Here is a 26,602-nt window from a genome sequence, read left to right as displayed (position 1 = left end):
ATTCTATGAAAAATGATGTAGCTGTACTAACAAAACTGGAAAATCTAATAGGAGATCTATTAAATACTCAAGAAAAGATTTTAACGGAAGAGAGTTTATCCAAATGGGGACTCGATTCGTTAAAGACGATAGAGCTAATTGTTATCTTAGAAAAAGAATTTGATATAATTTTTGATAATAATGATTTATTACTTGATAATTTTGGAACTATAGAAAAAATACTATTGCTATTGGCAAAAATGGACGTAAGAGTTTGTTAACAATTTAGGGATGTAATTTGGGGGTGGATGCTATGAATGAAAGAAAACTGCCGATAATAAGGCCAGATGTACATGGCTATTTGTGTAATGCCTACCCGCTTTCTATTGCAATGCAGCATAGTAAATCAGAAGCTTGGTTTTACAGTAATTACATTCAATTGATTTGTGCCGGTAATTTCCCGGAAGGTAAATTTTTTTCGTTCTATACATCTAACTTGCCTTGGTATGATTTCTTTTTAAGTTGCCCTCTCATCAACTATCAAAAAATCAACCAACGGTTTTTGGAAAAATATGAAGGTGGCCTAATCCGCTTTATTTGTGATTCTATCGATCAAAATCAATATATTCACCTGTACGTGGATGAAAGTTATATTTCTCATAAGAAGGCGTATAAGAAAAACGCTTTACCGCATGAAATGTTGATTTTTGGTTATAACAAAGAGAATTCAAGTTTTCATGTATCCGGTTACAATTCAAATGTTATATTTGGCGAATATGAGGTTACTTTTGAAGAGTTTTTATTGGCTTTTAACAATTGTGATAAAACTAAAAATAGAGAGTATATTTGTTTGTTGGCTTATAACGAAGAACATAACTATCATTTTGATCTCGAATTAGTTATTCAATCTCTGAAGGAACTTAGGTATAGTCTTAATTCATCCTACCATTATCGCTCGATGAGCCCGCCTTCTAACTGGATATTCGGATTATCTATCTATGATCATATTATTAAATACCTTGATACCGAAGTTAATTTCTTAAAGGAAAAGATTGATTTTCGGATTTTCCATACCCTGTGGGAGCATAAGGGTGTAATGCTGAATAGATTGAAATATTTGAAAGAGCATCATTATTTAAACGATGCTGACGAACTTATCAAGATTTATTCTGAAATTGAATCGGATTCTTTGATTTTAAGAAATATGGCTATGATGTATAACTTAAATGAAAACTCCGCTATTATTACTTCTATAACAGAAAAAATGACGCAGATTAAAAGCATAGAAGAAGCTGCTTTAAGTCGCTTGATTTCACAGTTGGAAAGTGTAGAGAAAAGTGAGAAGCTTCTGAGTCATTATTATCTATAAAGTGTTAGTTTTATGGTGATACATTGGCCATTTCCCCCCACTTGGTGGACAATGACGGCTAATTTTCCATGGGCAAATAAGGTGACCACTTGAATGACATCCCTTGTATCCCATCGCTCGTCGCGGCAGACTCAGCGTGGGTTTGCTCGGCTATAGGATAGCTTTGCAGGTTGGAACCACCCGTCAAGGCTGAATGAACGCTTCACGGCCTTGACGGGTTCACGGTCCCGGACAACTACTCCATCATCTTTTAGACGTTATGTGGCGGCAAAAACACCGGAGTATTACAGGGAGTACACGGGTATGGATACAAGATAAGTGATGGGAAAAAATGAAGTTGGGCCCGAGAATGGGCCCGCACCCAACGAGAAATATTCGTATGAATAGGCGCTCGAATCTAAAGGATGCCGTCAGGCGTTTTTTTTCTTGCAATTCTAGGAAGTTTATACTTTCTGAGTCTTAAAAAATAACTTCTGCCGCAAGCAGAGACATGAAGGATCAATATATCTCTTATCACTTGAAAGGCAAGTCTGGCATCATTTTACTCCTTGGTGAACGAATCACAAGCAGTATTCCATAAATGAAACTGTGCAGATGTGTGCCATATTGTAAAAAGTGAAGAAATGAAATGATAAGTCTGGTGAAGGATGAGTGCAAGCAACCCTGTCCACAGCCAGCCAGAAACGCTAAAGATAGAGAGCACGACGATGACAGATGCTCCGAGCACTGCGGATATTCCGATGCCGGGGAGAATACTCCGCATGCAGCAGGCGAGCGAGAACCATGCACCCCTCCCGCTGATCGTTCCGAACTGCATGTACATCACACATTGACGGATGAGCCAGGCCAAAATGCCCCATAAAACGATGTAAGGGAGAAGGTGGACGGCGGCAAGAAGCGGCTCTTGCAGCGAACCGGACAGAGTCTGCAACAGACTTGGTATAATCCAGTACCCGGGAAGCAGCAGCAGGCAGGTTTCAACCGTGTAATATAAAAGGGACGAACGCCAGAACAGGCGAATACCGGTGAGAAAGGAGCGCCGTCCCTGCTGTCTCTTCATATGCAGGCTGTAATATACACCCGCCCGGACCAACGGGGTCAGCAGCATGCGCAGCACGATGACCGCAAGCAGAACCCACAAATACAGATGGACGGAAGAGCTTTGTGTCAATGCAATCTGGCTTTCCATCCAGAATAAGGTCCGGTTGAGCTCGCTCTGGCCGCTTCCCGGATAGCGCAGCAGCAGGGGCACGATGCCCGACTCCGTGTACTTATAGTTGAATACTCCCCAAGCAAGACGGTAGATAAACAGCAGAATTACGATAAAAAAATGCAAGCGGACGAGCGTCCATCCCTCTTTGACAGAATTCATCACCTGCGGACACCTCACCATGACAGACTTCTAATCAAAGCTTCAGCCAGCCTGGTCATCCCCAGAAGCCAGCGTGTTTCGGTTTTCTCCGGCAGCTCAGCCAGCAGTGTGTTATTCAGGTGGTTGTTCTCCAGCGGGATCGTATGAAGAGGATCAATAGCCACCGAGACTGCAGGGGATTTGCTTTGAAAACGGTAGGTTACCTTCTGCTGTTTGCCGTCCCATGTCTTCTGTATGCTGCTTTTATCCTTGAATGCTACTTGGATAGGTATGGCCGGTACGTCGCCACCCTTTTTGGACACGGTAACGGCAGACTCGTACATGCCATTCTCCAGCTTGCGCAGCTGAATGCTGTCCACCGCAAAATCAGCCATTTGGCTGCCATATACGTACTGATTGAAATATGGGGACCATGAACGGCCTGTCACGGTTTCCACTACACGCTGAAAATCACGGGTGGATGGATGCTTGAAGCGGTATTTCCGCACATAGGAACGGAGCAGGGCGTCCATTTTGGTGCTCCCCAGCTGTTGTTCCATCCCGAGCAGCACCAGCTTGCCGCGCAGGTAGGCATTCTGTGCATAGTGGTCGGGCGAGCTGTATTTCCACGCCTCGCGGGTCAACGACTGAGGGGCATAGACCTGTCCCGACTGCAAAGGAATATTCGGGATGAGACCGTATTCCTGTTCCATTAATTTATCCTCCGCATAGGAGGCAAACCCTTCGTCCAGCCACGGTTCCTCAAATTCATTGCTGGCCACAATGCCGTAAAAATATTGATGGGCAATTTCATGCACCACGGTCCGCTCCAGGTTATATCCTGGTGCAGCATCGTCAGCCCCGAAAGCCGTAACCAGTGTCGGGTACTCCATCCCGCCGGCGCCGTTTGCGTTTTGCGGAGGAACGACGATGGACAAGGTGGAGTAGGGGTAGGGCCCGTACCACTTGCTGAAGCTGTCCAATGCGGCCTTGGCTGCATACATATACCGGGCTTTCAGCTCTTTGTGAGAGGAATCCAGGTACAGCTTGATCTTGACACCCGGCACCTGCGCGGTGGAGAAGGGCTCTTCATAGGTGACGAAATCAGGCGAGGCCGCCCAGGCGAAGTCATGCACATCATCGGCATAGAATTGATACATTTTCCGTCCGCCTTGGCTGACCGGAGCCCGGATAGGAAAGCCGGTGGCAGCTACAGTATAGGAATCGGGCACCTGAATGCGTACGCTGTAAATTCCGAAATCGGCATAAAACTCGGAATTGCCGTGGTATTGGTGCAGATTCCACCCCTCTTCAGCACGGTCACGCCGCCCGGCGGGCTCATAGACGCTGATTTTCGGAAACCACTGCCCGGCCATGACAAAATCATCGGCATACCCCATCCGCGCAAAGATTTTAGGAAGCTTCACTTCAAAGGTCATATAAAGGGTGATGCTCTCTCCCCCTTTCACGGGCCTGGGGAGCCTGACCTTCATCAGCGTCTGGTCTGCGGTATTGCCGTCGTCAGGCTGCACGTACTGGATGCGGTGCATCAGTGGAAGCCCGTCTTCTGTCTTCAGATCCTTCAGTGTGATTGAGCCGTAGCCGTTCGCGGGCATCGTGTCATTGCGCAGCTTCCCGCCCGTTTCCTTCATAAACGTCGTTTCCGGCGATGCGAAGGCATTCGGGTACATATGGAAATAAAGCTCATTGACGGGTTTGCGTCCGGGATGCTTCCAGGTGATGGTTTCCTTTCCCTGTAGAATCCGCCCTTCTTCCAAAGACACATCGATGTGATATTCCACGACCCGGTTGCTCAGAACCTCAGCCTTGGATTGTGAAGGCACGGCAGGAGCCTGGGGCATGGAAGAGGGAGCCGGAGGCTTGGCCTGTTCCGGCGCAGCCGCAGCGGGTGACTGACGGGCGGACACAGCAGCTCCCCCGGACAGGATGGAAAGAACAAGCAGCAGACAGAGAAAGGTTTTGCGGCGCTGTAGCTTCATATTGATTTGGATACCTCCCGTTGACAAGCATCTACAGCATGTATATGTTTGCTTTCGGGGGATTATTAGTTAAAATAATTTGTAGACGTTGAATGGCCGACAATGATATGGAGGAATAGGTTATGAATCAGAACCAGCCGGACGGCAAGAAGCAAATCGCTTTGAATATTGTAAGCAGCAAAAGCAAGCATAAAGGCTTTGGAGCCGGCTCCATCGACCTGAACAACATGTCCCCGGTTATCATTGACCGCGGTGAAGCGAAGATTGATATTGGAGCCATGCACGCAAAGAGCAAGGTGGAGCGCGGGATCAAATTTTCGGCCAGCAAAGAGGACGTGCCTAACGGCCGTCAGGTGTGGGTCGTATGGGTAGCGGTGGACCGGACGGCGGATAGCCGTTTTTACGGCGGCGCGACGGCCTGTGAGATGCTGATTGATGAAGAGGCCAAGCGGGGCTGGAAAATTCTCGCCGACCATGTGAACCGGATGGATTATGCGCTGAAGCGCAGATTTATGCTGGATGAGTTGGGCGGTGAGGAGAAGACTGTGCTGAAGAAGCTGCTGATCTCGCATAATGAAGAATGGTGGAATGCTTCTCCGGATGAGTTGAAACAGGCGCTTGAGAGCTAAATATTCCAGATAACGAACGAAAGGCGGCTTCCACCCGGGAGCCGCCTTTCGTTTAAACAAGCTGTTCATACCTGCAGTACCATTCCAGAGGTGCCTTCCTGGCGGAATTGTACGCATGGTTCTCAATGACGAAGCGCCAGGGCTTGCTAGCATACTCTTCGGCATAATCGATATTGATGCGCGGGCCGTGCATGATCCCGAAGTCCGGTGCGGAAGGTGGCGCGGCTTTCAGCCACAGAGGGCCAGACGGATTTCCCAGCGAGATGCCGTTCAGGCTTTTGTCGATGCGCAGCGCCTTGCACAGTCTGCCGGGTCCGCCGCTTAACTCGTATGGCCGTTTCGGGGCTCCGCCTTTGTAGCTTGCCATCAGGGCGGCATCCCTGTCTGTAAGCGGTTCGACAGCGCGGATCAGGACCGCCTGCGGATCATCTTCTGCACCGGTCACGACGTTCAGGCAGTGGTACATCCCGTAAATGAGATATACATAAGCACAACCGCCCGGCTGAAACATCGTCTCTGTACGGGCGGTTCTGCGGTTGTCGTAGGCATGGCTTCCTTTGTCTTCCGCGCCGCCGTAGCTCTCCGTTTCAACGATCCGGCAGCGGATTTCCCCATCCTCCGTTAACCGGACGAGCGTTTGGCCGAGCAGTCGCGGGGCCGCTTCCAGCGCACTCATGGCGAACAAGCGGGCAGTGAGCGGGATGGGCTTGCCGGCAGCCTCAGGGCTGCCCGAGAAGGCCGTTCGGGAATGCGCTGTCTGTTCATGCTGTTGATTCACGAGTACACCTCTTCCTGCTATGATCTGTACTCATGATAACATAACCTATTCCATCAGCCAGCGTTTGAAATCAGCCCACCAGGATTTTTTCTCCTCCTGTTCGTTCGCCTGCAAGCCGTCCTGCAGCATCTCCGTGTTCTCCGGCTTCGTGCTTCCTCCGTGCCCTGGACAGGCTTCCTTGGGCTCCGTGCCTTTCAAGAACACCTCCAGACGCTGACTGGGGCAGTCGGCGGTAGCGAGCTTGCCGGAATCCGGATCGATGTATGCACTGACGACACCTTCCGGGATGGGGAATATTTTGGGCGGGACGTTCTCCAGCGCCTCCTCCGTATATTCAGCGAAAATGGGAGCCGCACGGTGAGCGTCCGTGGCCGTGATGCTCTTTCCTTTGTCATAGCCGACCCATACGGCGGTCGTCAACTCGGGTGTAAAGCCAACCATCCAGGCATCGGTATCAGTGGTGCCGCTCTTGCCCGCCACCGGCCGCTTCATCAGATCGGCCACGCGGCTTCCGGTGCCGCCTTCCTCGAATACGCCCTCCATCAGGCGGGTGAGCACATAAGCGGCCGCAGGCTTGACGACTTGCTTGCCAGAAGGCTTGGGAGCCTCGTATATGATACGTCCGCCCGCGTCGGTAATGCGCAGGATGGCGGTCGGCTGCACCTGCACGCCGCCTCCGCCAATGACCGAGTAGGCAGCGGCCATTTCATACGGGCTGACGGGCGAGACCCCCAGCGCGAGTGACGGGACGTTCTCCAGCTTGCTTGTGATGCCCATGCTATGAGCCGTGGATATCACTTGTTCCGTCCCGATCTTCAAAATGGTATTTACCGCATAAATATTGTCCGAGGCCGCGATAGCGCGTCTCATATCGATCTCTCCGAGATACTTGTCCCCGAAGTTGCGCGGCTGGTACGTTTTCCGGTCGTCGTCATACCGGAAAAGTGTGGGTCGGCTCTCGAACATCGACAGGCTCGTCATCTCGCCAGAGTCCAGCGCAGTCAGGTACATGATTGGCTTGAAGGCCGATCCGGGCTGGCGGGTCGCGGCGAATACGTGGTTATATTGATTTTCCACATAGTTTTTCCCGCCGACCATGGCCTTGATATAACCGGTACGGGGGTCCATGGAAATGAGGGCCGTTTCCAGTCCGCTGCTGCCCTTCAGCCCCTTGCTGACAGATTGCTCCGCTGCCTGCTGCATACGCATATCCAGCGTCGTATAAATGCTCAGGCCGCCATGTTCAAGCAGCTTCTCGTCAATTCCCAACTTCTCCACGGCCAGCTTCCGGATATAATCGCGGAAATAAGGGGCAGCTTCCACGCTTCTCCGTTCGCTCTCGGGCTTGAGTGAAAGGATCTGCTCGTAAGCTGTGTCCGCCTCGGCAGCCGTGATGCTGCCCGTTTCAACCATGGAGTCGAGCACAATTTTCTGCCGGTTTTTGGCGTTCTTCATATGATTGTAGGGAGAGTAGTAGGTCGGCCCCTTGGGGATGCCTGCGAGCAGAGCGCTTTCCGCCAGATTCAGCTTGTCCGCCGATTTGCCGAAATACATTTGCGCTGCCGCCTCGATCCCGTATGCACCGTGTCCGTAGTACACTTCGTTAAGATACATTCCCAGAATTTCATCCTTGCTATACTTCATTTCGAGCTGGGCAGTATAAAAAGCTTCCTTGGCCTTGCGCGTCCAGGTCCGTTCATGGGAGAGATACAGATTGCGTGCCAGCTGCTGGGTCAGCGTGCTCGCCCCCTGCGCCATTTTCCAATTTTCCAGGTTTACAAGCACCGCTCTGGCCATGCCTTTAAAATCAAAGCCGGGATGGCTGTAAAACTTGCGGTCCTCCACGGCCAGGGTGGCGTCGATCACATCCTTGGAAATGGCGTTTAACGGCACGGGGATTGAATTCTTGCCGCCAGCCGAGAAAGTGGCAATCACCTGCCCCTCGCTGTCGAGCAGCCGGGAATTGCGATCTGTATCCGCCAGCGGGAGACTGGTGCCGTATAAGTAGACAAGCAGCCCCGCGGCCGCGATCAGCCCAATCAGGGTGGTAACGAAAGCTATTTTAATGAACAAAAAGAATCCATGTCCTCTGCTTATTGAGTTGGGTCGCATCCCGCATTTGCCCCCCTTCTTCTCACTTGTTGATTACTCATTATTGTCAATCCCCGGGGGTCTATTCAAACAGAACAAGATTCGTAATGGGGAAGTTCGGGGGTTTCTACGAAAAACAGCAGATTTCATCCCCTTCGGCAGGGTAAATTAAATACAGGAAAGTTTCAATAAAAACATGTTTTGCAGTCTCGGCAGGGGTAACTTATAATGCAAGACATATGCAGCGCCAAGGCGATGAGATGAGGGCCCAACACTAATTCTGACGGGAAAGAAGGTAAAACGATGGAATTGTGGTTTACAGAGAAGCAGACTCCCTCTTTCGGCATCACGGCCAAAATTAAACAGACCTATGTAAATGAAAAAACGGAATATCAGGATCTCGCCATGGTGGAGACCGAAGAATTCGGCAATATGCTCGTCCTGGACGGCATGGTGATGACTACGGTAAAGGATGAATTCGTCTATCATGAGATGGTGGCCCATCCGTCACTGAACACACACCCGAAGCCGAAAAAGGTGCTGGTCGTTGGCGGCGGGGACGGCGGCGTGGTCCGCGAAGTCATCAAGCATTCTGAAGTAGAGAAGGTCGTTCTGGTTGAAATTGACGGCAAAGTTATCGAATATTCCAAAAAGTATCTGCCTGAAATTGCCGGCAAGCTGGATGAGCCCAATGTAGAGGTGCTGGTCAACGACGGGTACATGCATATTCTGGAGCACAAGAATGAATATGACGTGATTATGGTCGACTCCACCGAACCGGTCGGCCCGGCTGCTCCACTCTTTGAGAGAGGATTCTATCAGGGCATCTATGAGGCGCTGAAGGATGACGGGATATTTGTCGCCCAAACGGACAATCCGTGGTTCAAGGCCGATCTGATCCGGAAGGTGAACCAGGACGTGAAGGAAATTTTCCCGATCGTACGCGTCTATGGCGCCAACATTCCTACTTACCCAAGCGGGTTGTGGACGTTCACGCTAGGCAGCAAAAAATATGACCCGCTCGAAGCGGATGAAACGCAGATTCCTGAAATGGATACGAAATATTACAGCCCGCGCTTGCATAAGGCCGCGTTTGTTTTGCCCAAATTCGTGGAGGACCTGACCAAATAAAAGCTGTTGATCAGTTGAGGATCTGCAGCGCATTATCCATCACGAGAGCCCTGACTCTGTCCGAGCCGCCAGGTTGATCCTGCGCTTCGGAGAAGACAGGGTTTTTTGCTGTTTGAATTGAATTGCGGCGGGGAACTGGCTATAGTAGTACAGTAGGAATGCATAGAATGGGAGCCGAAAAGACGATGCCGCAGCATATACCGGTCCGCATCCGTCTGCACAGCCGCCATGACGGTGAGAATGTCGTGCAGGAGCTTCCTGCGGAAGCGACGATCCGCGGCGGCAGCCTCTACGTCAGGTATGAGGATTCACAGGAAGGGCCGCAGGGCGGAACAACACGGACCACTGTTAAAATCGGGAAAGACGAGCTTAAGCTGATCCGCCACGGAGATGTCCAGTCCGAGCAGACATTCAAGCCGGGCAGCAAGCTGCCCGGGTTTTACCGTTCGCCATACATGAACTTCATGTTGTCGACTGATACCGGCCAGCTGGATATCCGGCTGCACGGCCATTCCGGCAGTGTAGAATGGGCATATGATCTGTATGTATATGAAGAGTTTTCCGGACATTTCGCGATCAGTTTGTTGATACAGGAGGAGCAAGACACATGACCAGTAACCCGCTTGAACAGGTGAATCAGAAAGTAAAAGAAGCCATTGAAGCCGCCATCCTGGCGGCAGGCATCGTAAGCCGGGAAGAGCTGCCGGCCGTTGCGCTGGAGGTTCCGAAGGATAAGGCGCACGGGGATCTGGCCACCAACGCAGCCATGCAGCTGACCCGTATTGCCAAGAAGAATCCGCGCCAAATCGCGGAACAAATTATCGAGCATATGGATCTGGCGTCCGCTTCGATTGAAGGAGCTGAAATCGCCGGTCCGGGCTTTATCAATTTCAGACTGAACAAAAGCTATTTGTATCCGGTGATCGGCCGTGTGCTGGAGCAGGGAGACGAGTACGGGCGCACGCAGGATGGAGCGGGCAAAAAGGTGCAGATTGAGTTTGTCAGCGCCAACCCGACCGGCAGCCTGCATCTCGGGCATGCACGTGGCGCGGCTGTCGGCGATTCGCTTTGCAATGTGCTTGATTTTGCCGGTTACCAGGTTACCCGCGAATACTACATTAATGATGCCGGCAACCAGATCTACAACATGAGCCGCTCCATCGAGGCCCGTTATCTGCAGCAGCTTGGCCAGCAGGCGGAAATGCCGGAGGACGGCTACCACGGGGAGGATATTATCGGTTTCGCCAAGGAATTGGTCGAGGAGAAAGGCGACTCTCTGTTGTCCATGAGCCCGGGTGACCGCGCGTCCTTTTTCCGGGAATACGGCTTGGAGAAGGAACTGGATAAAATAAAGCGGGATCTCGGGCGTTTCCGGGTTCCGTTCGATTCCTGGTTCAGCGAAACCTCCCTGTACGAGAACGGGGAAGTGCTCAAGGCGCTGAATGAGCTTCGTGACCGCAATGAGGTGTACGAGAAGGAAGGCGCAACCTGGCTCAGCACGACGAAATACGGGGATGACAAGGACCGGGTGCTCATCAAGAACGATGGCACCTATACCTATCTGACGCCGGATATCGCTTACCACCGTGACAAATACGAGCGCGGATACGACATCATCATCAACATCTGGGGGGCCGACCACCATGGCTATATTCCGCGTATGAAGGCCGCCATGGAGGCGCTCGGCAATGACCCGGACAAGCTTAAAGTGCTGATTGCCCAAATGGTAAGCCTGTTCCAGAACGGGGAAAAGGTGAAAATGTCCAAACGTACCGGCAAGGCCGTTACGATGGAGGATCTGATGGATGAAGTGGGCGTTGATGCGATCCGCTACTTCTTCACGATGCGCAGTATGGATTCGCATCTTGATTTCGATATGGACCTGGCAATTTCCACGTCCAATGAAAACCCTGTTTTCTATGTGCAATATGCGCATGCCCGCGTATGCAGCGTCTTCCGTCAGGCGGAGGAGCAAGGACTCACTGTACTGCCGCTGTCGGAAGTGAACCTGTCCAGACTGAAGGCCGAGCATGAATACGACCTGCTCCGCAAAATCGGCGAGATGCCGGACGAAGTGACTACTGCAGCGGCATCCTATGCCCCGCACCGTATGATTCGTTACGTATACGAACTGGCGTCCATGTTCCACAGCTACTACAAGGCTGAACGCGTGATTACGGAGGATGTGGAGCAGACGCAGGCCCGGCTCGCATTGCTGGCTGCCGTCCGCACGGTGATTGCCAACGTGCTGAGACTGGTGGGAGTAACGGCGCCGGAACGCATGTAACTGGCAGACAAATTACAAAACATCCGGTCCTGGAAATGATAAACCTGGGACCGGATGTTTTTGATATTATTTAAACTTAATCCCTTCCCGAACCAGCCGGCAGGCATCCGCTTCCCCCAATATGTTGGTTTTGGACACAGTGCCTGACCGTCGGCGAATGGGCGAGGCTGTCCTTTTCAGCAGCGCCTTGATCTCACCTGGTGAAAGACCGGGCCTTTTTTCGAGCAGAAGCGCGATGGCGCCGCTAACATGAGAGGTCGCCATGGAGGTGCCGCTCATTTCATGGTAGCGGTTGTTGACCCATGAGGAAATAATTTTTTCACCGGGCGCATAAATATCCACATGTGGACCACGGTTGCTGAATAAAGCGATGCGTCCGAAACGGTCCGTGGCTCCGACGGCGATCGTCTGCGGATAACGGGCGGGATAATCGATCGTCTGTCTTTTGCCGTCATTGCCCGAGGAAGCGACGATCACAATTCCGTTGGCATAAGCTTTATTGACGACATCAAGCAGCGCCTTGCTGCGTGTTTTCATGCCAAAGCTCATGTTGATAATATGGACCCTGTTGCGAACACACCAGTCAATGGCAAGGATGATGTCGGACACGTACGCCGACCCGTTATGGTCGAACGACTTGACAGGATAGATAATTGAGCCCGGGGCCACACCGACGGCCCCCCGCTCATAGCTGGCAGCTGCGATAGCTCCGGCGATATGGGTGCCGTGCCCGTTATCATCGTGCGGCAGAAGGGCCCGGTTCAGCAGGTTGACCCCGCGGGCAAGACAATGCCGAAGGTCAGGATGACGAAAATCGACCCCCGTATCAATGACGCCGATCCGGATCTGCGAGCCTGTAGACAGAGGCCATGCCTGATGGGCTTTTATTTTCTTGACTCCCCAAGGGAGAGTGGAGACGGTCTCCGCGGAGAGCGGGGCGGTCCCGCCGTGAACGCGGATGCGTGAGTCTTCCTCAATGGCAACACCGTTCTGGTATTTGCCGAGCCGGTCTCTGCAGGCCAGCGGGGCGATCAGGGCCCTGATCAGGTGGGAGGACTGAACGCTCCTCAGCCCGGATAAACCCGGCTTCATTTTCTGCAAATACGATAGACATTCCTTGTATTGAGACGCTTTATTGAACCGGATAATCTGTTTTGGTTGTCTGGAGCGGGCAGGCTCCTGAATAGCCTTGTTTAATAGCTGCAAAAATCCCGGATAGTCCATGTAGAAGCGCTCCCCCCTGTTGAGCCGTACTGAGTTATTGTATGAACAGTGCTGGAGAGCTGTATGAGAAACATGCCCCATTTTACAATTAATAGGCGTCCCATCGTGTCATTCATTAACTGCGGACATAGGATACTGTTAGAGCCACAAGGCTCTTCCGCATCACCTTTGAAGGCATGCCTTCAAAGGGGATACAGTCAGGGGCGGGGAAACCCGCCTTTTTTGCATGCCTGCACCCCGTATTCTGAAATCCTCTCCCGGAACGGGGTATTTGACTTGCAATTTACGCCTAAATAAGGTTTACTTAGGTGTGATAATGGATAAGTTAGTCTGCATAGAGCTGTTTGCAGGCTAGAATGTTCGTGTGAATTACGCGTGAGAGGAAGTGTCCTTAAGTGAGTACGCCACTCAACTTGAAGATTGACCCTGAGAAAGTCCATGAAATTCCGATGGTAGATCTGGCATTCATGGTGCTGAAAACAGCCAATACGCCTTTTTACTACCGCGATTTAATGAATGAAGTTGCCAAGCTGCGCGGCTTGTCTGAAGAAGAAATCAATGAAGTCATTGCTCAGCTATATACCGAGATCAACATTGATGGCCGGTTTGCCTGTGTAGGCACCAACCTGTGGGGGCTCAAGCGCTGGTATCCGGTAGATAAATCGGAAGATGCTATTACAGGCGGCAAGCGTCCGCGCATCATCAATGATGAGGACGATGAGGAAGAAGATTATCATGAGGAAGAGGAAGAAGTCTACGACGCTGACGATGATTTCGGAGATGTCGATGATTCCGAAGATGCCGATGATGATCTGTTCGATGGCGACGATGATGATGACACCGATGAGGACGTCGTGCTGGATGACGAGGACCTCGAGGAAGAGGAAGAGGAAGATCTGGAAGAAGAGAATGAAGATGGGCCGACGGAAGAAGAGGAATACTAATATCGGAATATGAGGGAGATAGAATCTCCCTCTTTTCCTTTTTGCTCCATTTTCTGCTTGCCTGGGAAGTGGTCCAAAGTTTCTTGACAGAGGTATGAACAAAGGGTAAACTATTGCTTGGGCTTATGATTGAGTTATATAATATGTGCATTTAGAGTGCTAAAAGTGCCCCGTCACAACGGGTGTGCTTTTTTGTTTTTTATAGGGTTTTTACGGCACGGCTCGGTGCTGTTGATCTGAACATGCAAGCGGTAGGCGGCGGAGTTGGGAAATTGATCCGCTGCTTTCTTTGTGGATGATAATCCGTGCAAACGGGTTACGCTAACATCATATGTCGCCTGAATTTCTGGACTTTTTTTAGGAGGGTTTTAAACAGTGACAAAGTATATTTTCGTGACAGGCGGAGTTGTATCTTCCCTGGGCAAAGGAATTACGGCTGCTTCGCTCGGCAGGCTGCTCAAGAACAGGGGATTGAAAGTAACGATCCAGAAATTTGATCCATATCTGAACGTGGATCCGGGCACCATGAGTCCTTATCAGCATGGTGAAGTATTCGTAACAGATGACGGCGCGGAAACGGATCTGGACCTTGGCCATTATGAGCGCTTCATTGATATCAATCTGTCGAAGAACAGCAACGTTACCACAGGTAAAGTATACTCCAGCGTCATCAGCAAGGAGCGCCGTGGCGAATACCTTGGGGGAACCGTTCAGGTCATTCCGCATATCACCAACGAGATCAAGGAACGCGTATTCCGTGCAGGTCGTGAAGCAGGCTCGGATGTTGTTATTACGGAAATCGGCGGTACAGTAGGGGATATTGAAAGCCTTCCTTTCCTGGAAGCGATCCGCCAGATCAAAAGCGAAGTCGGACGCGAGAATGTGATGTACATCCACGTTACGCTCATTCCTTATATCAAGGCCGCAGGGGAAGTGAAGACAAAGCCAACCCAGCACAGTGTAAAAGAGCTGCGCAGCATCGGCATTCAGCCGAATGTAATCGTCTGCCGTACGGAGCATAAGTTGTCTGCCGACATGAAGGCGAAGATCGCGCTCTTCTGTGATATTGACCCTAATGCGGTGGTGGAATGCCGCGATGCTTCAACTTTGTATGAGGTGCCGCTCAACCTGCGGGAAGAAGGGCTTGATGAAATTGTCGTCAACCATCTGAAGCTGACTACCCCTTCTGCGGATATGACGGAGTGGGAAGCGCTCGTAGATCGGATCAGCAGACTGGAAACGACCGTGGAAATTGCCATTGTCGGCAAATACGTCGCGCTGCATGATGCCTATCTCAGCGTGGTGGAGTCCCTTTCCCATGCCGGCTTTGCTGCCAATGCGGACGTAAAAATCCGCTGGGTTAACGCGGAAGAGCTGACGGATGAGAATGTGGATAGCATTCTTGGCGGTGTAGGAGGCATTTTGGTGCCAGGCGGCTTTGGAGATCGGGGGATCGAAGGCAAAATCAGCGCGATCCGCTATGCCCGCGAGCGGAGAATCCCGTTCTTCGGCATCTGCCTTGGCATGCAGGTATCCGTCATTGAAGTGGCCCGCGCGCTGGCGGGACTGGACGGAGCCAACAGCTCGGAAATTAATCCGGCGACGGAATACCCGGTGATCGACCTGCTGCCTGAACAGAAGGATATCGAAGATCTGGGCGGAACGATGCGGCTCGGATTATATCCGTGCAAGCTGGCTGAGGGCTCCCTCGCCATGTCTTGTTATAACGACGAGCTAGTGTATGAAAGACACCGTCACCGGTATGAATTTAATAATGAGTACCGTGAAGTGATCGAAAGAGCCGGTCTGAAAATTTCCGGCACCTCTCCGGACGGTCGCTTGGTAGAGATTGTGGAGTATCCGGATCATCCCTGGTTCCTGGCCGTACAGTTCCATCCGGAGTTTATATCCCGTCCGAACCGTCCGCAGCCGCTGTTCCGTGAATTTGTCAAAGCATCCTTGCAGCATCAAGCTTGAGCAACGAAGGCCTCCCACGGGAGGCTTTTTCTTTGCCACAATTTTGAACAGGGGAAGGATTTCATCCATTAAGAGCGAATACCTTGAATGATCAGTTACATCGACGGCTCGCTGCTTCAGAATTTGCTCAGGACAGCCGTTGTTGCTTTTCGAGACCCGGGAGGTTAGAAAATTGGAGAAGAAAAAGGTTTTGATAGTCGATGACCAAAACGGTATCCGCATTTTGTTGATGGAAGTGTTCAGCAGTGAGGGGTATGAGACCTTTCAGGCGGCCAATGGAAAAGTCGCTCTGGAAATTGTTGAACATGAGACACCGGATCTTGTGCTGCTGGATATGAAGATTCCCGGCATGGACGGGTTGGAAATCTTAAAACACATTAAAACCGGAAATCCTGAGATCAAAGTCATTATGATGACAGCGTACGGTGAGCTAGATATGATTAAGGAAGCGACTGAACTGGGCGCTCTGATGCATTTCACCAAGCCGTTTGATATCGATGAGATGCGCGTCGCGGTGAACGGTCAGTTGAAGGATGGGCAAGAAGAGCCGAACCCGTTCCGGTAAAACCCTGTTATTTGCACAGGGTTTTTTGTTTTTTTGCATTTTACAGCGTTCTGGCCCTTTTTTGTGCCTGTAAAAGCTTGTTTAGTATTTGACATGGGATGTGGTATAATAAGCCCTGTGTGAATGTCGGCTATAAAACATAGACAAACCCAATACCCCTTAGGAGGATGAAACCATGCCATTAGTATCCATGACAGACATGCTGAACAAAGCGCTTGAAGGGAAATATGCTGTAGGTCAATACAACATCAATAACCTGGAGTGGACCCAAGCTATTCTCGCAGCCGCTGAAGAAGAGAAATCCCCGGTGATTCTTGGTGTATCCGAGGGTGCCGCACGCCATATGGGCGGCTTTTATACTGTTGTAAAAATGGTAGAAGGCCTCTTGCACGACATGAAAATTACGGTTCCGGTTGCCATTCATCTTGACCATGGCTCCAGCTTTGAAAAATGTAAAGAAGCGATTGACGCCGGATTTACATCCGTTATGATCGACGATTCCCACAGCCCGATCGATACCAACATTGAGACAACCAAGAAAGTCGTTGAATACGCACATTCCAAAGGTGTTTCCGTTGAAGCCGAAGTCGGTATGGTCGGCGGCCAGGAAGACGATGTTATCGGTGACGTAATGTATGCCAAGCTGGATGACTGTGTTCGCATCGTGAATGAAACCGGCATTGATACGCTTGCTCCTGCATTGGGTTCCGTACACGGACCTTACAAAGGCGAACCGAACCTTGGCTTCAAGGAAATGGAAGAAATCTGCAATGCGGTTAAAGTTCCGCTGGTTCTGCATGGCGGTACTGGAATTCCTACTCATGATATCAAAAAAGCCATCTCTCTCGGGACTTCCAAAATCAACGTTAACACCGAGAACCAAATTGAGTTCACCAAGGCTGTCCGCGAGGTTCTGGCTGCCAAGCCTGATGCCTATGACCCGCGCAAATACATTGTGCCAGGCCGCGATGCGATCAAACAAACGGTTGTTGGCAAAATCCGCGAGTTCGGTTCCAACAACAAGGCATAAGACAGGATTATTCATAGGAAGCCGTTGCTATCCTGCAGAGCTTACTGACACAGTAGATTTTACAGCGGATAGACCCTTCGGGGCTGTCCGGTATCATACGGATATGGAAGCACACCGCTGAGCCGGTGTTTTTCCATTTCAGTTACCAATTGACTTCCATGTGAACATGTTTGCAGCTGTGAAGTGAAGTAGGGGGACCCTAAAGCTTATGGAAAAATTGATGATTAGCGGTGGACGTCCACTGCAGGGCATGGTATCCATCAGCGGAGCCAAGAATAGTGCAATCGCCTTGATTCCTGCCGCTATTCTGGCGGAGTCGGAAGTGATACTGGATAATTTGCCTCTTCTTAGCGACGTTGCGGTGTATGCCGAGATTTTGGAGGAGCTTGGGGCAAAGGTTGCCTGGGAAGGCAGCCAAATGCGCATTGATCCTTCAGCCATCAAATCCATTCCGATGCCTAACGGCCCCGTCAAGAAGCTTCGCGCTTCCTATTATATGATGGGGGCAATGCTCGGAAGGTTTAAGGAAGCGGTAGTCGGACTCCCGGGGGGATGCAATTTTGAGCCTCGGCCTATAGACCAGCATATCAAAGGTTTTGAGGCTTTGGGAGCGACCGTCACCAACGAGCATGGATCCATTCATTTGCACGCTAAAGAGCTGCGTGGCACGAAAATCTATCTGGATGTCAGTAGTGTCGGAGCGACCATTAATATCATGCTGGCGGCCGCCCGGGCCAAAGGCGCTACAATTATCGAAAATGCGGCCAAAGAGCCTGAGATTATAGATGTAGCCACACTGTTAAATTCGATGGGCGCCGTCATCAAGGGAGCTGGCACCGAAACGATCCGGATCGAGGGTGTGTCGGAGCTTCACGGTTGCCGCCACTCCATCATTCCGGACCGGATTCAGGCCGGCACCTATATGATAGCTGCAGCCGCCACGCGCGGTGATGTGCTGATCGACAACGTCATCCCCAAGCATCTGGAGGCCATTACCGCCAAAATGCAGGAAATGGGCGTGGTCATTGAAGAATTCGATGAGAGCATCCGGGTCAAGGGAGCGCCTTCATATGAGCATGTTGATGTCAAAGCGCTGATCTATCCGGGTTTTGCCACAGATCTCCAGTCCCCGATGACCAGCCTGCTGACACAGGCCCGCGGAGTAAGCGTGCTGAGCGACTTCGTGTACAGCAATCGCTTCAAGCATGTGCCGGAATTGGTCCGCATGGGTGCCAAAATTCGTGTGGAAGGACGCTCGGCCATCATCGAGGGCGGTAATTTGAACGCCGCCAAGGTCAAAGCTGCCGATCTGCGGGCAGGCGCAGCGCTAGTTATTGCCGGGCTCACGGTAGAGGATGGAGTTACCGAAGTAACCGGTGTTGAATATATTGATCGCGGTTATGATCATCTCGTATCCAATTTGCGGATGCTGGGAGCGGATGTATGGCGCCAGAGTGAGTGATAGTGCACCAGATGGTGTCGGATTAACGCTGCAATAGCTGGCGCAAGGAAGCAAAAGGCCTTGCGTCTGCGCTTTTGCTGCATAATTTATACCTTTTTGGGTAATAATAAATGAATGAAGATTTTGTCCTTTATCTTAAAGAGGTAGTTCAAAAAGTCATCTTTTGATCACGAAGGAAGTCAGGAAGCGGACTCGACATCGAATCTTGAATTCAGCCGGGCCTAAGCGGATGCTTACGAAGCATGTTTCCTACGGAAACATTTCAGGTGCTCACGTACCCCAAGTACGCTCCGCTCCTCAGTCCCTAGCTTCATCCAACCTTCTCGGTGCTGAAAACCTGACTTTTTGAACTCGCATTTAAATGGACTTATTAATTGAATAGGTGGTTATTACATGGATCTGCAACTTTCCGATTTGGAAGAAAAGAAGCTGACGGATTTATACAAGCTTGCCAAGCAGTATCAAATCCCGTATTACGGTCAGTTGAAGAAAAAAGAGTTGATTTTTGCCATCTTGAGGGCACAGGCGGAACAAAGCGGCCTGATGTTCATGCAGGGGGTCCTGGAGATTTTGCCGGAGGGCTACGGGTTCCTGAGGCCGATTAACTATCTCCCGAGCGCCGAGGATATCTATATATCGGCTTCGCAAATTCGAAAGTTCGATCTTCGAACAGGAGATTTGGTATCCGGGAAATGCCGTGCTCCGAAAGAGAATGAACGATACTTCGGGCTGCTCCAAGTGAACGCAGTCAATGGTGAAAGTCCAGAGCATGCGGCGGAACGACTGCATTTTCCGGCCCTGACTCCACTTTATCCGCAGACCAAGCTGGCTCTTGAAACCTCCCCCAACAATTTGTCTACGCGAATCATGGATATACTTGCCCCTGTTGGACTAGGACAACGCGGATTGATCGTAGCCCCTCCAAAAGCTGGGAAGACGTTACTCCTCAAAGAAATTGCCAACAGCATCTCAACCAACAATCCCGAGATCGAATTGTTTGTTCTTTTGATCGATGAACGCCCTGAAGAAGTAACCGATATGTCGCGTTCGGTGAAAGGGGAGGTTGTGGCTTCGACGTTTGACGAGCTGCCCGAGAATCATATTAAGGTGGCTGAGCTGGTGCTGGAGCGCGCGCTGCGTCTGGTGGAGGCGAAGAAGGATGTTGTTATTTTGCTGGACAGCATTACACGGCTGGCTCGCGCCTACAATCTGGTCATTCCTCCTTCCGGCCGCACGTTGAGCGGCGGTATCGATCCGGCGGCATTTCACCGTCCGAAGCGGTTCTTTGGCTCTGCCCGGAACGTGGAGGAGGGCGGCAGCCTGACCATTCTGGCAACTGCACTGATTGATACAGGCTCGCGTATGGATGACATCATTTATGAAGAATTCAAAGGTACGGGCAATATGGAGCTGCATCTTGACCGCAAGCTGGCAGAGCGCCGCATTTTCCCTGCCATTGATATCAGACGTTCGGGAACGCGCCGTGAAGAAGTTCTGCTTAATAAGGATGAGCTGGACACCATCTGGGCCATCCGTAGAAATATGACGGAAAGCCATGAATTTGTGGAAGGCTTCCTGAAAAAGCTGCGCAATACCAAAACCAATCCCGAGTTTTTGGCTTCCTTTGACATTACTGCTCCGGCGGGGGGATCTAGCAACGCCAGCGGTCAGCGCAGAACGCCAAGATCTGCGGCAGCTACGGTTACTGCAACTACGAATGGGTAAAATATGATCAGACCTCGAAAGCTGCAACGCTTGAAGGAACGAAAGGAGTTCCGTTATGTATTTGGTATACGCTGATGAAAAGGGCAACGTCTTTGACCATTCTTCGCTGTTCGGTCTTGCCCGCAGCGCCGATATGATCGTCGAAATTATGGAGGATGAGCTGATACCGCTTCCTGATGGGGCTACTCTGGTTGGGCTGCCAAATACACGACCGGTAGGCATAAATCCGGATACGGGGGAAATGGTGCCGTTGCCGGGAAACGTACAGGCTGTAGGCGCCCTTTTGCCCCAGGGATATACGCGACTCTGTTTGCCGGGTTATGTGAAGACGGACAAGGAATACCGCCTTCCGTTATTCGGATATTCGGCCGTTGTGTGGAAAGACGGTTCGTTTTACGTCACAGCGGAACAAAGCGATCAGCCAGGCAAATGGAATCCGGACAACTGTGATCGCAATCAGGTGAGACTTGGTGTTCAGCGGCTGACGGAGCAGTATCCGGACAACCGCTTATATCAGCATTTGTCCAATTGTGCGCTTGGTTATGAGTGCCTGACCTCCTCGAATACCTTTCTGAACCGGTGGGAAGGCGGTGTGCCGGTGTCCTACTCCTGTAATGCGGGGTGCTTCGGATGCATATCCGAGCAACCGGATGACAGTGGATTCGTATCCCCGCAGACCCGTATGAACTTCCGGCCGCGAGTGGAGGAAATTGTAGAGGTTATGCTAGAGCACCTGAAAACCCCCGAATCCATCATCAGCTTTGGACAAGGGTGCGAGGGCGAGCCCTCCACGCAGGCCAAGCTCATTATCGAAGCGATCCGGGAAGTCCGTAAAACAACGGACATGGGATACATCAATATCAACACGAATGCCGGGTTGACTGATCATATCCGGGGAATTGTGGATGCCGGGCTTGATCTGATGCGGGTCAGCACAATCAGCGCGCTGGATGATCATTACAATGCGTATTACAAGCCGCGCGCCTACTCCTTGGCCAATGTGGAGAAATCCTTGAAATACGCGGCCGAGCAGGGAGTGTATACATCGATCAATTACCTGATCTTTCCGGGTGTAACCGACCGGGAGGAGGAGATTGAGGCGATGATCGAATTTGCCAAGCGCACCAAGCTGAAGCTTATTCAAATGCGCAATCTCAACATCGATCCGGAGGCGTACATGGAGCTTATTCCTCCAGCCCAAGGCGAGGTTTTGGGGATGAAACAGATGCTGGAGATTTACAGGGAGGAGCTTCCCGATGTCGTGATCGGATCGTATACCCATGTTCCACCTTCGGGGCAGGCGCGGGCGAAGATACCGGTGATGTCACGCTGAGTTGTACGAAAATCGTTGCGGATAACTGCAATGGGTGATATACTGTATTCATATGTCCATATAACTCTGGGCTGACAAGATGCTCAGGGCGGAAAGAGGTGAAACTCATGCAAGAAGCTATTCAACCGAAATACCACGTTACTACTGTAACATGCGCTTGTGGCAATACGTTTGAAACAGGCTCTGTCAAAGAAAACCTGCGCGTGGAGATTTGCTCCAACTGCCATCCGTTCTTCACAGGCAAACAGAAGTTTGTTGATGCTGGCGGACGTGTCGATAGATTTAAGAAAAAATACGGAATGTAATCCGGTGTGCTGCGACGCAGCTAACCGTGAGTGGACAGACCTTTGCCTTATGCAGAGGTCTTTTTTGTTGCTCAGAAGGAGAGACCATTTTATCCCGGTTGATTTTTGTACATGCATAAGATATACTTATTTTCACCGTGCTAGATGGGGAGGTAGCGGTGCCCTGTAACTCGCAATCCGCTGTAGCGAGGTTGAATTCCTGTTAGCGGTATTGTCGATGTGAGGCTGGTCCCTGAGCACAATGTTGACGGTTGGGTCCTCCGCAATGAGTACTTGTGAATCTGGTCAGGTCCGGAAGGAAGCAGCCATAAGCAAGCCCGCTCATGTGCCGGAGGGCAGCCTAGCCCGAGTTGCCGCGCAGGTTTGCCGCTCGGATCGCAATTATCAATAACAGGTGCACGGCTTAATAGTAGCACACAACATCTTTTGCCGAGGGCAAAGGATGTTTTTTTGTGCATAAAAACCGGGGCATGTTAAAGTTTAGATTCGTGCGGGAATATAGTATAATGTAGTAACGACGAAGGTCGCGAAAGTGATGTTGAAAGAGGGTAACGCGAATTGGAACATATAGCGTTGTACCGTGCTTGGCGGCCTCAGTCGTTTCAGGACATGGTAGGACAGCAGCATATTATCCAGACCTTGCAGAATGCCATACGGGAGGGGCGAACGTCCCACGCGTATCTGTTCAGCGGCCCCCGGGGCACCGGTAAGACGAGTGCAGCCAAAATTCTGGCCAAGGCCGTGAATTGTGAGCGTGGTCCGGCGACCGAGCCCTGCAATGAGTGTGAATCCTGCAAGCGGATCACAGCCGGGGCGGTTATGGATGTACAGGAGATTGATGCGGCCTCCAACCGTGGTGTTGAAGAAATTCGTGATTTGCGGGATAAAGTGAAATATGCGCCGACAGAAGTCCGGCAAAAAGTGTATATCATTGATGAAGTGCATATGCTGACGACGGAAGCGTTCAACGCTCTGCTCAAGACGCTTGAAGAGCCGCCTCCGCACGTCATGTTTATTTTAGCAACCACTGAGCCTCACCGACTTCCTGCCACTATTATTTCCCGATGCCAGCGTTTTGATTTCCGGCGTGTGTCGCTGGAAGAACAGACGGACCGACTGGAATTGATTTGCAGACAGGAAAATATCGAAGCAGATCGCGATGCACTGCAGTATATTGCGCGTTTGTCTGACGGAGGTATGCGTGATGCGCTCAGTGTGCTGGACCAGATTTCGTCCTTTTCGGACGGTCGGGTGACATACCGGCAGGTCATCGATATGACCGGGGGCATTGCTTCCGAGCAGTTCAGCAAGCTGGCCTTAGCGCTGCAGCAGGAGGATGTTGCCACGGTTCTGCAGATGATTGAGGGCTTCATGCAGGAAGGCAAGAGTGCCGATAAATGCATGGAGAATCTGCTATATTATTTTCGTGACCTGCTCATGATCAAAATGGTGCCACAAGCGGATAAGCTGACGGAAAGAGTGCTTGAGCCGGCCCAGTTTCAGGAAGTGGCTGCCGTATTCACGAAAGAGCAGCTTTTCCAGATGATTGATACGCTGAATCGCTATCAAAGTGAAATGAAATATTCCGTCCAGCCCCAGACTCTGTTTGAGGTAGCTTTGTTGAAGCTTTGCAGTATCCAGCAGAAGCAGGCCCCGTCCTCTCAAGAGGGGCAAGTGTCCGCAACTGACAGCGCGGAAATTGCTGCACTTAAGAGGCAGCTCTCGGAGATGGAGAAGAAACTGGAGCGCGCTTTGCAGGCTGGACTGTCCGGTGGAGCTGGACAAGAGGGCTCTGGGAATCGGCCTGCGGCTTCAAGAGCGCCGACTCCGCGCATTTCGGCACCGACCAAGCTGCCTTCCCGGTTGAAGGAATTTATAGCCGCGAAATCCAGCCCTGAATTTCTGGAGGCTGCCCGCAAGTGGAGCCAGATTTTACAGCGTGTTAAGGAAGAGAGGGTTACCGTGCATGCCTGGTTTATGGATGGTGAACCTGTATCGCTGTATGAGGATTCCGTATTGGTGGCTTTCAAAAATAATATTCACCGGGAGACGACCGAGAAACCGGCCAACAAGCAGGTGATTGAGAAGGTGCTGAACGAGCAGCTTGGCAGGCCGTTTCGTCTCATTACAATGATGCAGCGGGATTGGTCTGAGGCGATTGAAGGGACTAACGCCCAGCCGGAAGAGGAATTCAAGCTTGAGCATGAGGGTGATGAGCCGGGAAAGTCCAAGGAGCCATGGATTGATGAGGCGATTGAGCTCTTTGGCGAAGACCTCATCGTAATCAAGGAATGAGATGGTTTTTTAGATGAAAGAAAGTTTAGTTTAAGGAGATGATGATTAATGAATAACATGAACCAAATGATGAAGCAGGTCAAGAAGATGCAGGAGCAGATGCTTAAGGCTCAGGAACAGCTCGGGGAGAAAATGGTTGAAGGCACTTCAGGAGGCGGGGTGGTAACTGTACAGGCTAACGGGCACAAGAAGATCCTGTCTATCGCCATCAAGCCTGAAGCCGTTGACCCTGATGATGTTGAAATGCTGCAGGATCTTGTGCTGACTGCTGTCAATGATGCGCTGACCAAAGCCGACGAGGTTGCCAACAATGATATGAGCAAATTTACAGGCGGAATGAAAATTCCGGGCCTGTTCTAATCTAGAATAACGAAGGGGCAACAGACTTTGTACTATCCGGAGCCGATTGCGAAGCTGATCGATGCATTTACCCGCCTGCCGGGGGTTGGTCCGAAAACCGCCGCCCGACTCGCCTTTCACGTGTTGAACATGCAGGAAGATCACGTGATCGATTTTGCCAAGGCCTTGGTGAGTGTCAAACGGAATCTCCATTACTGTTCGGTCTGCTGCAATATTACAGATACGGATCCATGTCGAATATGCCAGGATAAAACGCGGGACTCGTCTATCATATGCGTCGTTCAGGATTCCAAGGATCTTGTTGCCATGGAGAGAACGAAGGAGTATGACGGATATTATCACGTTCTGCAGGGTGCCATCTCGCCGATGGAAGGTGTAGGGCCTGAAGATATCCGGCTTAAGGAACTGCTTACCCGTCTGAGTGATGAGCGGGTAAAGGAGTTGATTTTAGCGACCAACCCAAATATTGAGGGGGAAGCTACAGCCATGTACATTTCGCGGCTGGTCAAGCCTTTTGATATAACCGTTACCCGTATTGCGCACGGGCTTCCAGTGGGCGGAGATTTGGAATACGCCGACGAAGTAACCTTATCCAAGGCGCTTGAAGGAAGACGCCAATTGAATTAGAGATCGGGGAGTGTCCTGAAAGGTCCATTGACCTGGGGCACTCCTTTTGTATAGTTGCGACCCTCCTGGATCGAACTATTTCTTCAACTTGGCGGCATTTGTGAACCAATTACAGGAGCACTTCAAAATGATTTCGATCCGGGTCCAGATACGGGTTCTAAGTTTGTCCATTTCCCGAATAAGTATGTAGAGACGGTAGGAACTATTGCCGAGTAACATTGGTTGGGAGTGAGCAATGTGTGGACCTGGAGTAGAAGAAAACAAAATGGGCTGGATAATACCGAATTTCAAACAGAACTGTTTGCGGATGTGTGCGCTGCTCGTGAGGACTGGATCAGAGCAGAGCGCATGTTTCAAGAAGCTGTCGAAACAGATCAGATTGATTACGCTATTTTTGTGCTCGAAGCGGCTGAACGGAACTACCAGATCCAATTGAAAAAGGCCAAACAAAGCGGGCTTCACCGCCTTCGGCTCCCTGCTGATGAAGCGGGAGCAATAGAAGGTATTTTCCTGAGCAGAGGGAGGAAAGCGGAATGAAAACGATAGCGTGGGTGGTCATGTCGGTCTCTGTCCTGTTGTTGGCTTATTTGTTTGTTAAGAAAAAAGCGAGGGCGGCCTGGTTGGTCACATTTGGTGCACATTTGGCAATAGCTGCAATCGGTATTTATCTCGTTAACTACTCCGGTTGGATTACCCAGGTACATATCCCTCTTAATCCGGTAACCATAGGGACGGTGGCCATCCTGGGGCTGCCGGGCGTGGGGTTGCTGTATGGCCTAAAGCTGGTTTTACTCAGTTGAAATCAAGATGTCGGCAAGTATCTGAGAATTGCAGTTGACGGGCAAAATGAATCTATGATACATTTGTCATTGTTGTTTTGAGCATTGAGTGACTCAGCAAGAATAAAGAAAATTATTCCTTTAAAAAAAGTTGTTGACTCATCTGAGGATCGTGTGTTATATTATTAAAGTCGCCGCTGAGATGCGGTGATGATGAAAAGCAAGTGCTTGATCTTTGAAAACTGAACAACGAGTGAGTAGGTTTTACATCGTAAAACCGACGCGCGAAGCCATTTGGTTCGTGTATATGACAGAATAAATGGCGGAGCGAAATTGAGATATTAAATCTCGTCAGATTCAA

Annotated in this window: 24 protein-coding genes and 1 other RNA gene; 20 read left to right on the top strand and 5 right to left on the bottom strand. The window is 50.8% G+C overall.

Translation table 11 applies throughout. The annotated features are described in order from the left end of the window. Positions 1–5: 5 nt before the first annotated feature. Positions 6–260 (top strand): acyl carrier protein, encoded by a 255-nt coding sequence (locus ACE5LO_RS24730; RefSeq protein ID WP_375522594.1) that lies wholly within the window; start codon positions 6–8, stop codon positions 258–260. Between the two features lie 32 nt (positions 261–292). Then, positions 293–1,348 (top strand): hypothetical protein, encoded by a 1,056-nt coding sequence (locus tag ACE5LO_RS24725; protein ID WP_375522593.1) that lies wholly within the window; start codon positions 293–295, stop codon positions 1,346–1,348. Positions 1,349–1,889: 541 nt separating this feature from the next. Here the strand turns inward: ACE5LO_RS24725 and ACE5LO_RS24720 are convergent. Then, entirely contained in the window at positions 1,890–2,720 is an 831-nt protein-coding gene (locus tag ACE5LO_RS24720; RefSeq protein ID WP_375522592.1) for a hypothetical protein, read from the bottom strand. A 14-nt stretch (positions 2,721–2,734) separates the two neighbouring features. Beyond that, positions 2,735–4,699, bottom strand: a complete 1,965-nt coding sequence (locus tag ACE5LO_RS24715; RefSeq protein ID WP_375522591.1) for a M1 family metallopeptidase — start codon at positions 4,697–4,699, stop codon at positions 2,735–2,737. Positions 4,700–4,821: 122 nt separating this feature from the next. Here ACE5LO_RS24715 and ACE5LO_RS24710 point away from each other — a divergent pair, with 122 nt between their 5' ends. Further along, on the top strand, positions 4,822–5,328 hold the full coding sequence (locus ACE5LO_RS24710; protein ID WP_375522590.1) for a YwhD family protein: 507 nt from the start codon (positions 4,822–4,824) through the stop codon (positions 5,326–5,328). 52 nt (positions 5,329–5,380) lie between these two features. Here ACE5LO_RS24710 and ACE5LO_RS24705 read toward each other — a convergent pair whose 3' ends face one another. Continuing rightward, complete coding sequence (locus ACE5LO_RS24705; protein ID WP_375522589.1) at positions 5,381–6,106, bottom strand: DNA-3-methyladenine glycosylase; 726 nt, start codon at positions 6,104–6,106, stop codon at positions 5,381–5,383. Positions 6,107–6,151: 45 nt separating this feature from the next. Further along, positions 6,152–8,218 (bottom strand): transglycosylase domain-containing protein, encoded by a 2,067-nt coding sequence (locus tag ACE5LO_RS24700; protein ID WP_375522588.1) that lies wholly within the window; start codon positions 8,216–8,218, stop codon positions 6,152–6,154. Between the two features lie 282 nt (positions 8,219–8,500). On the opposite strand from ACE5LO_RS24700, the gene speE reads away from it, so the two are divergent. The 3 genes from speE to argS all read left to right on the top strand — a co-directional run bounded on the left by speE (position 8,501) and on the right by argS (position 11,615). Then, positions 8,501–9,328, top strand: a complete 828-nt coding sequence (gene speE, locus ACE5LO_RS24695) for a polyamine aminopropyltransferase (protein ID WP_375522587.1) — start codon at positions 8,501–8,503, stop codon at positions 9,326–9,328. A 185-nt stretch (positions 9,329–9,513) separates the two neighbouring features. Further along, positions 9,514–9,939 (top strand): YwiB family protein, encoded by a 426-nt coding sequence (locus ACE5LO_RS24690; RefSeq protein ID WP_375522611.1) that lies wholly within the window; start codon positions 9,514–9,516, stop codon positions 9,937–9,939. Then, positions 9,936–11,615: an arginine--tRNA ligase gene (gene argS / locus ACE5LO_RS24685; RefSeq protein ID WP_375522586.1), complete on the top strand. Its 1,680-nt coding sequence runs from the start codon at positions 9,936–9,938 to the stop codon at positions 11,613–11,615. The genes ACE5LO_RS24690 and argS overlap by 4 nt, the downstream gene beginning before the upstream one ends. Positions 11,616–11,681: 66 nt before the next feature. Here argS and ACE5LO_RS24680 read toward each other — a convergent pair whose 3' ends face one another. Then, on the bottom strand, positions 11,682–12,839 hold the full coding sequence (locus ACE5LO_RS24680) for a S8 family peptidase (RefSeq protein ID WP_375522585.1): 1,158 nt from the start codon (positions 12,837–12,839) through the stop codon (positions 11,682–11,684). Positions 12,840–13,234: 395 nt separating this feature from the next. On the opposite strand from ACE5LO_RS24680, the gene rpoE reads away from it, so the two are divergent. The 14 genes from rpoE to ACE5LO_RS24610 all read left to right on the top strand — a co-directional run bounded on the left by rpoE (position 13,235) and on the right by ACE5LO_RS24610 (position 26,262). Further along, positions 13,235–13,783, top strand: a complete 549-nt coding sequence (gene rpoE / locus ACE5LO_RS24675) for a DNA-directed RNA polymerase subunit delta (RefSeq protein ID WP_375522584.1) — start codon at positions 13,235–13,237, stop codon at positions 13,781–13,783. A gap of 375 nt (positions 13,784–14,158) precedes the next feature. Next, the gene (pyrG, locus tag ACE5LO_RS24670; RefSeq protein ID WP_375522583.1) at positions 14,159–15,760 is read left to right on the top strand and encodes a CTP synthase; all 1,602 of its coding nucleotides are present in this window, start codon (positions 14,159–14,161) and stop codon (positions 15,758–15,760) included. 172 nt (positions 15,761–15,932) lie between these two features. Further along, positions 15,933–16,325, top strand: coding sequence for a response regulator (locus ACE5LO_RS24665; RefSeq protein ID WP_375522582.1), 393 nt, complete (start codon positions 15,933–15,935; stop codon positions 16,323–16,325). A gap of 175 nt (positions 16,326–16,500) precedes the next feature. Next, positions 16,501–17,355: a class II fructose-1,6-bisphosphate aldolase gene (fba, locus tag ACE5LO_RS24660; RefSeq protein WP_375357418.1), complete on the top strand. Its 855-nt coding sequence runs from the start codon at positions 16,501–16,503 to the stop codon at positions 17,353–17,355. A 208-nt stretch (positions 17,356–17,563) separates the two neighbouring features. Further along, a complete protein-coding gene (gene murA, locus ACE5LO_RS24655) occupies positions 17,564–18,817 on the top strand; it encodes a UDP-N-acetylglucosamine 1-carboxyvinyltransferase (RefSeq protein WP_375522581.1) in 1,254 nt (417 codons plus the stop codon). Between the two features lie 393 nt (positions 18,818–19,210). Beyond that, positions 19,211–20,542 (top strand): transcription termination factor Rho, encoded by a 1,332-nt coding sequence (gene rho / locus ACE5LO_RS24650; protein ID WP_375522580.1) that lies wholly within the window; start codon positions 19,211–19,213, stop codon positions 20,540–20,542. Positions 20,543–20,597: 55 nt separating this feature from the next. After that, positions 20,598–21,875, top strand: coding sequence for a radical SAM family protein (locus tag ACE5LO_RS24645; RefSeq protein WP_375522579.1), 1,278 nt, complete (start codon positions 20,598–20,600; stop codon positions 21,873–21,875). 107 nt (positions 21,876–21,982) lie between these two features. Next, positions 21,983–22,180 (top strand): 50S ribosomal protein L31, encoded by a 198-nt coding sequence (rpmE, locus tag ACE5LO_RS24640; RefSeq protein ID WP_375357422.1) that lies wholly within the window; start codon positions 21,983–21,985, stop codon positions 22,178–22,180. 135 nt (positions 22,181–22,315) lie between these two features. Then, positions 22,316–22,582, top strand: an RNA gene (ffs, locus tag ACE5LO_RS24635) — signal recognition particle sRNA large type. Positions 22,583–22,738: 156 nt separating this feature from the next. Further along, positions 22,739–24,475: a DNA polymerase III subunit gamma/tau gene (gene dnaX / locus ACE5LO_RS24630; protein ID WP_375522578.1), complete on the top strand. Its 1,737-nt coding sequence runs from the start codon at positions 22,739–22,741 to the stop codon at positions 24,473–24,475. Positions 24,476–24,523: 48 nt separating this feature from the next. Further along, complete coding sequence (locus ACE5LO_RS24625) at positions 24,524–24,835, top strand: YbaB/EbfC family nucleoid-associated protein (RefSeq protein WP_375522577.1); 312 nt, start codon at positions 24,524–24,526, stop codon at positions 24,833–24,835. Positions 24,836–24,862: 27 nt separating this feature from the next. Then, the gene (gene recR, locus ACE5LO_RS24620; protein WP_375357425.1) at positions 24,863–25,462 is read left to right on the top strand and encodes a recombination mediator RecR; all 600 of its coding nucleotides are present in this window, start codon (positions 24,863–24,865) and stop codon (positions 25,460–25,462) included. Between the two features lie 237 nt (positions 25,463–25,699). Further along, entirely contained in the window at positions 25,700–25,999 is a 300-nt protein-coding gene (locus ACE5LO_RS24615) for a DUF2508 family protein (protein ID WP_375522576.1), read from the top strand. After that, positions 25,996–26,262: a pro-sigmaK processing inhibitor BofA family protein gene (locus ACE5LO_RS24610; protein WP_375522575.1), complete on the top strand. Its 267-nt coding sequence runs from the start codon at positions 25,996–25,998 to the stop codon at positions 26,260–26,262. The genes ACE5LO_RS24615 and ACE5LO_RS24610 overlap by 4 nt, the downstream gene beginning before the upstream one ends. The last annotated feature ends 340 nt before the right edge of the window (positions 26,263–26,602 follow it).

This window comes from Paenibacillus medicaginis (assembly GCF_042138635.1).
In the GTDB taxonomy this organism is placed as follows: domain Bacteria; phylum Bacillota; class Bacilli; order Paenibacillales; family Paenibacillaceae; genus Paenibacillus; species Paenibacillus medicaginis.
This window is presented reverse-complemented; position numbering and strand designations above follow the sequence as displayed.

Bases quoted from the DNA above. Each gene is read 5' to 3' on its own strand.
- ACE5LO_RS24730 (WP_375522594.1), top strand. From the start codon at position 6: ATGAAAAATGATGTAGCTGTACTAACAAAACTGGAAAATCTAATAGGA.
- ACE5LO_RS24725 (WP_375522593.1), top strand. From the start codon at position 293: ATGAATGAAAGAAAACTGCCGATAATAAGGCCAGATGTACATGGCTAT.
- ACE5LO_RS24690 (WP_375522611.1), top strand. From the start codon at position 9,514: ATGCCGCAGCATATACCGGTCCGCATCCGTCTGCACAGCCGCCATGAC.
- murA (WP_375522581.1), top strand. From the start codon at position 17,564: ATGGAAAAATTGATGATTAGCGGTGGACGTCCACTGCAGGGCATGGTA.
- ACE5LO_RS24610 (WP_375522575.1), top strand. From the start codon at position 25,996: ATGAAAACGATAGCGTGGGTGGTCATGTCGGTCTCTGTCCTGTTGTTG.
- fba (WP_375357418.1), top strand. From the start codon at position 16,501: ATGCCATTAGTATCCATGACAGACATGCTGAACAAAGCGCTTGAAGGG.
- argS (WP_375522586.1), top strand. From the start codon at position 9,936: ATGACCAGTAACCCGCTTGAACAGGTGAATCAGAAAGTAAAAGAAGCC.
- ACE5LO_RS24715 (WP_375522591.1), bottom strand. From the start codon at position 4,699: ATGAAGCTACAGCGCCGCAAAACCTTTCTCTGTCTGCTGCTTGTTCTT.
- ACE5LO_RS24645 (WP_375522579.1), top strand. From the start codon at position 20,598: ATGTATTTGGTATACGCTGATGAAAAGGGCAACGTCTTTGACCATTCT.
- rho (WP_375522580.1), top strand. From the start codon at position 19,211: ATGGATCTGCAACTTTCCGATTTGGAAGAAAAGAAGCTGACGGATTTA.
- rpmE (WP_375357422.1), top strand. From the start codon at position 21,983: ATGCAAGAAGCTATTCAACCGAAATACCACGTTACTACTGTAACATGC.
- ACE5LO_RS24720 (WP_375522592.1), bottom strand. From the start codon at position 2,720: ATGAATTCTGTCAAAGAGGGATGGACGCTCGTCCGCTTGCATTTTTTT.
- speE (WP_375522587.1), top strand. From the start codon at position 8,501: ATGGAATTGTGGTTTACAGAGAAGCAGACTCCCTCTTTCGGCATCACG.
- ACE5LO_RS24700 (WP_375522588.1), bottom strand. From the start codon at position 8,218: ATGCGACCCAACTCAATAAGCAGAGGACATGGATTCTTTTTGTTCATT.
- ACE5LO_RS24625 (WP_375522577.1), top strand. From the start codon at position 24,524: ATGAATAACATGAACCAAATGATGAAGCAGGTCAAGAAGATGCAGGAG.
- ACE5LO_RS24680 (WP_375522585.1), bottom strand. From the start codon at position 12,839: ATGGACTATCCGGGATTTTTGCAGCTATTAAACAAGGCTATTCAGGAG.
- ACE5LO_RS24710 (WP_375522590.1), top strand. From the start codon at position 4,822: ATGAATCAGAACCAGCCGGACGGCAAGAAGCAAATCGCTTTGAATATT.